This window comes from uncultured Roseobacter sp., from assembly GCF_947495275.1.
Taxonomy (GTDB): Bacteria; Pseudomonadota; Alphaproteobacteria; order Rhodobacterales; family Rhodobacteraceae; genus Roseobacter.
On the sequence record NZ_CANLYL010000037.1, the window covers coordinates 1 to 8,393 of the forward strand.

Below are 8,393 nucleotides of genomic sequence, written 5' to 3' on the forward strand. Positions count from 1 at the left end.
ATGCTCCTTTTCGGGATTTCCGGGTAGGGGTGGCATGCTTAGGGACACATTGGCACTCGCCACACCTGAGTGCCAATACGACTGAGATGGCTATCGTTGAGGTTGGCTACAATAGACTAGTTGTAAATATTTTAGGGCCTAGTACAGAATTGGGCGCGCCCGACCATTGATCTCTGCAGCCGCTCCAGACCGGCGTCACCTCTTCAGCCGCCAGCAATCTATACCCACTCAAAAAGCAGGGTACTGCTTTGGATTTAGGTCGTATTCCCGCGCTTTGGTCGAAAATGGATAAGCATGGCGTGCAAAATGACCTGCATTGTCGAGTACAATTCAGGACAAGGGACTTAGCAGGTGAACGTACATTCTATTGACGATGGATTTACGCCTGCCGAATGCAGCGCAATCGTCAACGCCGTGGCATCAGCTCCAGCGAGAGAAGCTTTGCTTGTCGGCCAGAACCGGGATCATAATCTGCGCCGCGCTAAGCTCGTTTGGCTGGATGAGATAGACGGCATGGCGTGGGTCATGGAGCGACTTATCGACGTTGTAAGAACCTCAAACCGAAACTGGTTCGACTTTGATCTCAGAGAATTTGCCGAGAGCCCACAGGTTGCCAGCTACGATGCCACGGATGGCGGTCATTTTACATGGCATTCCGACATCGGTGATGGCCCAATGGCACAAAAACGAAAACTGACGTTGGTCGCGCAGCTTTCCAAGCCCGGAAGCTATGATGGCGGTGATCTGGAAGTTATGCCGGGCACGCATATCATCGCCGCAAACCGGACGCAGGGCTCCATCACAATTTTCCCAAGTTTTCATCTGCATCAAGTGACGCCTGTGTCACGAGGGACCCGACATTCTTTAACCGTCTGGGCGCACGGCCCTAAGTTTCGGTAGATAGAAGAACGTAGAGTTACGTTTCGCGTTCCAGTTTTTTCCGCGCCAGTTTGCAGGCACGACGGATTGCTTCAGCTTCATTTGCTGGAAAACACCTTCGCTCTGAAGCTTCTTTTTCAAAACTCTGAGTGCTTGATCGACGTTGTTGTCGCGAACACTGACCTGCATTTGGTTTTCTCTACTTTTGAGGACTTACCAGAATGACAGGTGCTAGAACCCGCATCTTGTCAAGATTATTTCGGCGACATCGCACGTTTCAGCATCGGCGTTCCGCGAGCCTCGCTGTTTTCGAGCGCGCGACAAGGGAAGTCGAAGGGAGCGATTCCGCTAGCATCAGGAAAAGGGCACAATTGGCGACTGGCCTCAGGTCTCATGTCTCATGTCTCAGGTCTCAGGTCTCAGGTCTCATGAAAAAGGATCCGCTGCTCTATTTGCAATGGTTTCACTGGCTTCATACGCTTTTCGCCCAAGCGTGGATGCAGCCGCCCGGCAATCCCCCAAGCCAGCAAGCTTGCCACACCTGCAGCGGCAAAAATGCCGGATATCGGGGCGGCCAACAGGATCAGCCATGCCGCGCCTGGTGTCAGGATACCGGAGACATCTCGGTAGGACGAGTAGACGGCCGACATTTCGGTGCGTTCCGAGGGTTTAACAGCCATTAGGAATGGCAGTCCGGCACAAATATCCAAGAGGATAAGAAAGAAACTGCCGGCAAAGAGCAGGCCGACAGTTGCAGACGGGGCTACAGAAACCAGACTGGCGGCACAGAACAGCAGGGCGAAGGCCATGAAACCGGTTTGAACTGTGCTGCGCACGGAGTGTTTCTGCATCCATCTCAGCATCACCGGCGACAAGAACAATCCAGCATTTGTGATCGACAAGAGCGTGCCGCCCAGCGTTTCTCCTAGACCATTCTCGACGGCGAATATAGGCAGATAGACAACATAGGCCCACCAGCCACAGGAGCGGATAACCGCAAAGAGCCAACCAGCGATCAGGCGGGGTTGGCGCAAGAAACGCCCTAGAAATGCCAGCGGATTGACAGGTGCACTCTGCGCCCGGGTGATCTGTTTGCCGTTCCCCAGCCGCAGAAAGATAAACGCTCCCAGCATGGCTGCCGCCGCCAGGCCCGAAATCACGAACGGGGCGGGCCTCCACCATTCCCACAATAGCACGCCCAGCATAGGGCCAACGGTCCATCCAAGGGCCGAATAGAACATGCGCAGCGTTTCGCATTTCCCCAACTCGACCCGCGCGATGTAATCCAGCACATAGGCGTTGAAACACACAAAGGTTACGACCGTGGCAAGCGAATTCAGGACAAGCCCCAGAACGATCATCTCTGGAGAGCCCAAGGTTGCAAGGCCCGATCCAATGACGAACGCCATCGCCCCGATGCCATACATCCATCGCCTCGCTATCCAGCGATTGAGAAAGGGAACGAGAAGCCCAGTCAGCAATGAGATGATACCGATCACGAAGTAAATCGAACTGATCAGAACCGCGTCCTGGAGCGCGTCGTACATCGCAACCGGAAAGACGGAAATCAGGATGCCACGTGCAACTGCCTCAAATGCGGCAAGGGTCGCAAAACCCCGCACTGATGGTGCGGGTGCATGACGTAGCCATTCAGGGATTCGACGCTCAAACATCTCTAACAGGCCTAAAAGTATGGCTGGAAAAGTACGCAGCGCTCTTTGGGTGTCTGTTCGAAAGGCGACACCGATGATGGTTCACGACCCATTTTGAGTTTGACGGTCATCTCTTTGCGGTCTCAGCTATCGGAAATGAGCCAAAGACTGAGCTGGGAAGAAGCAAACGAAGGCTAAGAATGGCTTTCAGTGTTTGCTGGATCCCTCGATTTTCGAAATATGGTCCCAGACCGGAGCGCTGAGGTCATTGTTGCCCTCTACCCCAAGCCGACCGTGAAATCACCGCAACCTTGATCGCTGCGCCGTGGGACAAATTGCCATGCCCCGCTACAGGCCTCGTGCAGCCCTTACGTCACGGTGAATTCGAAGCACTTCAAATCTCGCCAATTCGAACAACCACCTAACACCCGACTGAGCGCGACAAAGGGTGATTTCACGTTGCAGACATAGTGCACATGGCGAAACTCAAGGACAGCTTCCAGCATTCTTAGACCTTGATGCAGGTCGCAGCATTCCGTAGTTTCGGGCTCCAAGCTGCCAATCGACAGTTTTGGTCAGTCGACCGGTAGGCAGCTCGAAGTTAACGTTTGAATTGGCTGCGCCAGCAGATCAGCGAGACCTTTCTGCCATATAATGTGGCAATCTCAACATCGGTTGCACAGCACAAAACCGATATTTGAATTACCGAAACCTAGGTTGGCTTCGCGGGAAAGAATAGTGGACGCCCGAGTAATATTTGTGGCAATCTGTCTAAATTCCTTCCGCTGTCCGTTGATCCTAAGAACTGAGTCCAGTAGTCAAAGTTCGACCTAAGTAGTCAACCTATGCTTCTTCCATAGGCTCAACTTCAATGGTTTGGCAACTGAACCCCAGTTTTCCGTCTTCATAGTCTTCAACAAAAAAATTGATTCTTTCCAACCCTCGGTCACTGGCGTCAATGATGTCGAACCCCATAATTTGGTTTGTACCACCTCCAAACCCCTTGATGTTTAAGTCTCCGACAAGGCCAAACTTCAGCCTAAAAGCGTGCATTTTCCCATGGAAGTTCGGCCATCCATCGCTTGTCCTCTTTTGGAAATGCGCAACCAAAACCAGATCGGTTCCACCCGAAGCCATATTTGGCTTTAAATGTAACTCGCTCACAGCCACGAGGTTGCTAGCGTGCCACTCACCCATGGCTCTTTTAACATGCTCTGTGCCGGTGATCTCAGGCATATTGTCTCCTGTTTGTTTTGTGCCTTGCTTCCTGCATACCCTGTTAAGAGCGTCAATTCAGCCGGCCCTCAATGTGAAAGGCCAATGCACGAGATGGGGCGCAGTTTCTCAGCACCAAGAATAGACGACCAAGAGCAATGGTCGAAGGTCGAGCGCCTGTGGAAGGCTGAATTTGGAGTTATTGGATCAGGAAACCACGATCGCCCCGCCTTCCCTGACCGCCTGAAACATGTTGATGAGTATAACTCAAAGAACCCAAACCACCCCTTGAATGTCGCTGCCGAGTATTAGTGTTTTGCGCGTTTTTATGTCGCCACTGGGCTTACAGCGGTAATCCGACAGCTTTGTTCAGATGACCAAAGCCGCCCGACATCTGAGGGTTCTGCTTGGCTGACTGGTGTCAGCTCATTTCTCCCCAAGAAAGCTACGACAGCCGCACCTCCTAAGGTGCCACCCACCAAGCTGACGACTAATTCGAGGACATCCAAGCGGTTGAGCCAATTGATCTGTGGAGTTTAAGGTTATGATACACTATGTGGTCGGTGTATCGCGACCATAAGGTTTCGGCTTGCCGGATCGCCTGCGATTCTCGATGCGATATCGTATCAGTGAGTGTCCATTACGCTCAACCATTAGCTTAGTAGCCATCCGGGGAAGGCGCTTTTGGGTTAGCTCCGGTCACTTGAGTAGATTGCTGGGATAACTGCTCCGTCCGCGTTGCGGTGTGGTATCAACGGATCGCTGCAACACTTTAGTCTTTTGAGAGAGATGGAGTGTTCACCATGAAGTATCGCACACGGACGTTTTATACGGACCAGCAGAAGTCAGAGATGTGGGATCGATGGCAGCGCGGGGAGTCGATGAGTTCGATTGGACGGCACTTTAATCGTGCATCGTCTTCGATCTTCCCGCATTTGGCGCAGTTCGGTGGAATACGGCCACCGGAACGGAGGCGATCGCGATGCGCTTTGAGCCTCGTTGAACGGGAAGAGATTTCCCGCGGGCTTGTCGCAGAGCAGTCGTTTCGTTCAATCGCACAAAGACTGAAACGGTCCCCTTCGACAATCAGTCGCGAGGTTCACAGAAATGGTGGACGCCAAGCCTACCGTGCCGCGCGCTCAGACCAGCGCGCCTGGGACTGCGCAACGCGGCCCAAGTCGTGTAAGCTCTCGTTCAACGATCCATTGTGCCAATTGATTGCGCGCAAGCTGCGTCGGAAATGGTCACCGCAGCAAATTGCAGGTTGGCTGAAGCGCAAACACCCCAATGAAGAGCACCACCGCGTGTCACATGAAACGATCTATCGCAGCCTCTATGTCCAAACCCGTGGGGTTTTGAAGAAGGAATTACAGGAGTGCCTGCGGCGTCCGCGTGCAATCAGAAGGTCTCGGCATGCGATCCAAAAGGGGCTCAAATTGCGCAAGATCAAGGACGCTACCCCCATCAGTGAACGCCCGTCCGAAGTCGAAGATCGCGCCGTACCAGGCCATTGGGAGGGCGACTTAATCGTGGGGTCTAACAACAGCTACATTGCCACATTGGTCGAGCGGCATTCACGATTTGTGATGTTGGCGAAGGTGGAGAACAAGGACACTCAAAGCGTCATAACCGCACTTATCAAGCAGGCGCGCAAGCTCCCCAAGGAACTGTATCGCTCGCTCACTTGGGACCGTGGATCGGAGATGACCGGGCATCGCAAGTTCACTATGGCGACCAAGATCGACGTCTACTTTTGCGATCCTCAGTCTCCTTGGCAAACGGGCAGCAACGAAAACACCAACCGACTTCTACGCCAGTACTTCCCCAAAGGCATTGATATATCGGGCTTTAGTCAGCCCCAACTCCGCGCTGTCGCACGCCAGCTCAACGAACGCCCCAGAAAAACGTTGCAATAACAAACCCCAGCAGAGAAATTTGAAGCCTGTGTTGCAGCGATCCGTTGAAACCACAGGACAGACCGGGCTTTCGCTATACTCGACCCGATGGCCGCTCTCATTTGTTTACGTCGACTGAAATAGCCATCTTTCTCTGACAAAAAGGGTTGGACATCACAAAAACGTTGAGAGCTATTTGCCTGGCAGTCAGAGCAATCAGAATTCGTCCCAACCGTCGTGGCTCGCGCGTCCACCGCCACCTGCGACAGCACTTTTGGACTGTGCTGGAGCCGGGGCTGGTCTGTCCATTTTGACAACTTTAGCTTCCTGGCCGGTCCGGAAACTTGCCGTCGATTGCTTTAAATTATCAGCCTCGCTTGCGAGCAAGGCACTTGCAGCTGTGACTTCCTCAAATGAGGCCGCCTGTTTCTGTGTGTTTTGGTCAATTTGACTTACAGCGGTTGTAATTTCGCCTATGCCATTCACCTGTTCTGACGTTGCGATAGATATCTCCTCGACCCCTTTCGAGATGCTGACAACGCTATCAACAATCGCTTCCAGCGAAGACTTCGCGTCGGAAACTTTTTCGACACCCTCAGAAACCGCTGCATCACTTTTTGTGATCACGGCTGCTATTTCCTTCGAAGCTTCGGCGGCTCTTTGGGCGAGTTGTCGGACTTCGGAGGCGACAACAGAGAAGCCACGACCAGCCTCTCCCGCGCGCGCCGCTTCAACGCCAGCATTCAATGCAAGCAGATTAATCTGAAAAGCAATGTCGTCGATCACACCGACCACATGGGTGATCTCTTTTGAAGCGTCAGCGATACTTGCCATTGAGTCTGCGGCATCAGCCGCAACTTTTTCACTGGACTGGGCCGTATCGCGGGCTGTCTGTGCGTTCTTGCTTGCGTCTGCGACACTCCCGCTGACCTGCTTGATACTTGCAGAAAGTTCCTCGAGAGCCGCGGACGTCTCTTCCAGAGAAGCTGCATTCTGTTCAGCTTGTTTCGATAGTGCTTCGGAAGTATCGCGCAACTCAGCTGACGATGAAACAAGAGTGTTGCCGCTGCCTGAAATATCAACGATGAGAGACTTGAGCCCGTCTATCATATTATTGACATTCTCCTGTAGATGGCCGAACGCCCCTTGGAAGTCGCCGTCCATAGGCTTCGTCAGATCCCCACGGGCAACACGTTCCAACGCTTCACCTGTTGTGGAAAGGCCCTGATCAACGGTACCCAACAGTTGGTTGATGTTCTCTGCAAGCTCGTTGAGGATCCGATCAGAGAATTTCGCATCCACTCGTTTGGAAAACTGACCGTTGATAGCGGCTTCCACAACGGTGCCGAAAGATTTCCCAAGGTCGATCATCATCGCTTCCCGCACTTCGGCTGCCTTACGATCCGCCTCTTCTTTTTCCTTCGCCATTTCGACTTCACGTTGTGCAGCAGTCTCTGCCTCCTGTCTGGCTGATTCAGCATCTTCCTGTGCGTTTTGAGCTTGATGACGTGCTTGGTCAGATAGTTTCAAGCTCTCCTCTAATTCACCTGCCTTGACTTGCATCTCTTTATTGAGCCGTTGCAACTGAACGACCGTTAAGACGAGAGCTGCGGTTTCCAGAACGACAATCACGGCATGAAATGTGGTGCGTCCGATGTTTTCAAGAACCCCGCCCGACGGATAGATTAAGGATGGCATAAGTATCGTCATAGAAACATGATGGACCGCGATGATTGCAGCGGCGGTCAACACGGCTGGGACGCTGCGCAAGCTCACCAAAATTGCAAGCAGGGCAAAGTACAGCATGTGGGTATCAATCTGCCAGGGGTGCCCCTGAAATACCTGGTTAAACGCAATGGCCTGGCCAATCAAAGCGACAGCTGCGCCGACCGCCAGTAGCTTGGGCTGGCTCCGTCCCATTATCAGTCCCAGGCCGAGAAAAGCCCCCGAGATAGCGACTGTCATCAACAGGTTTCCACCAATCACGAATGCGGCGAGCATCGCACATGGAATGAGTGAGGCGGCAATAATAAATACCATACGGGCTGGTGCAGACAGTAATGATGCAAACATGAGAATTAGGCCCTCGGAACTTGGTTGATTTTTGGGACTTCAATGCCACAGAGCGCTGCCAGTGCACTGGCAGGTATCATTATGTAGCCAGAGGCTTGGAGCTGATCGTGTGCCGTCTGGGATGCAAGGATCATCCGTGACAGCGGAGGGCGAATTGGTCCGAGCTCCTGAGCTCCAGACGATGACATGTCCCTGGTTAGACTCGCTGATGATCCGAACTCGAAAACCAAATAGACACCTGCATTGTCTGGCAGACCCGACTGAGACGCGACAACGGACACTGGCCCAATGGCCAGCGTAAACACGAAGACACCGGTTATCCAAAGCGAAGATTTGATCATTCGTGAGCGGATACCGAAAATGTTTTTCGCTTCGGTTAATTCGCGAGAGATCTCAACACGATAAAGTGGGCAAAATTTTTTGATTTTCCTTGCAGGCCAGGAAAGGTCCTGAGGCGCTTTTCGGCATGCGAAGGATATTGTTCTTACGGGAAGTCATATTGTCTCGTTTGTAAGTGCAGACATTTCCCCTATTCGCGGGTGCAAATGCACTGGCAATGCGTTGCCGTTTTCTAAAGGGTATGCAGATCAAAGGTACCCCAAGCGGCCCAAATGTATGTACCGGCTGCTGTTCGCAATTGATTTCTTCGCACGTTCTCGGAAGTCGCTCATATGTATCC

At 52.7% G+C, this 8,393-nt stretch carries 5 protein-coding genes and 1 pseudogene; 2 read left to right on the forward strand and 4 right to left on the reverse strand.

The genetic code is table 11. From position 1 onward, the window contains the following. Positions 1-351 precede the first annotated feature (351 nt). Positions 352-900 carry a 2OG-Fe(II) oxygenase gene (locus Q0802_RS24435; protein WP_298922619.1) on the forward strand — a complete coding sequence of 183 codons (549 nt, stop codon included), beginning with the start codon at positions 352-354 and terminating at the stop codon, positions 898-900. A 16-nt stretch (positions 901-916) separates the two neighbouring features. Here the strand turns inward: Q0802_RS24435 and rpsU are convergent. From rpsU to Q0802_RS24450, 3 genes and pseudogenes are all read right to left on the reverse strand, one after another. Next, positions 917-1,068, reverse strand: a pseudogene (gene rpsU / locus Q0802_RS24440) (30S ribosomal protein S21). Positions 1,069-1,298: 230 nt separating this feature from the next. Beyond that, a complete protein-coding gene (locus Q0802_RS24445; RefSeq protein ID WP_298922620.1) occupies positions 1,299-2,552 on the reverse strand; it encodes an MFS transporter in 1,254 nt (417 codons plus the stop codon). Between the two features lie 822 nt (positions 2,553-3,374). Beyond that, positions 3,375-3,767 (reverse strand): hypothetical protein, encoded by a 393-nt coding sequence (locus Q0802_RS24450; protein ID WP_298922622.1) that lies wholly within the window; start codon positions 3,765-3,767, stop codon positions 3,375-3,377. Positions 3,768-4,549: 782 nt separating this feature from the next. On the opposite strand from Q0802_RS24450, the gene Q0802_RS24455 reads away from it, so the two are divergent. Continuing rightward, on the forward strand, positions 4,550-5,662 hold the full coding sequence (locus tag Q0802_RS24455; RefSeq protein ID WP_298922623.1) for an IS30 family transposase: 1,113 nt from the start codon (positions 4,550-4,552) through the stop codon (positions 5,660-5,662). Between the two features lie 195 nt (positions 5,663-5,857). Here Q0802_RS24455 and Q0802_RS24460 read toward each other — a convergent pair whose 3' ends face one another. Then, positions 5,858-7,714, reverse strand: a complete 1,857-nt coding sequence (locus tag Q0802_RS24460) for a methyl-accepting chemotaxis protein (protein WP_298922624.1) — start codon at positions 7,712-7,714, stop codon at positions 5,858-5,860. Positions 7,715-8,393: the final 679 nt, after the last annotated feature.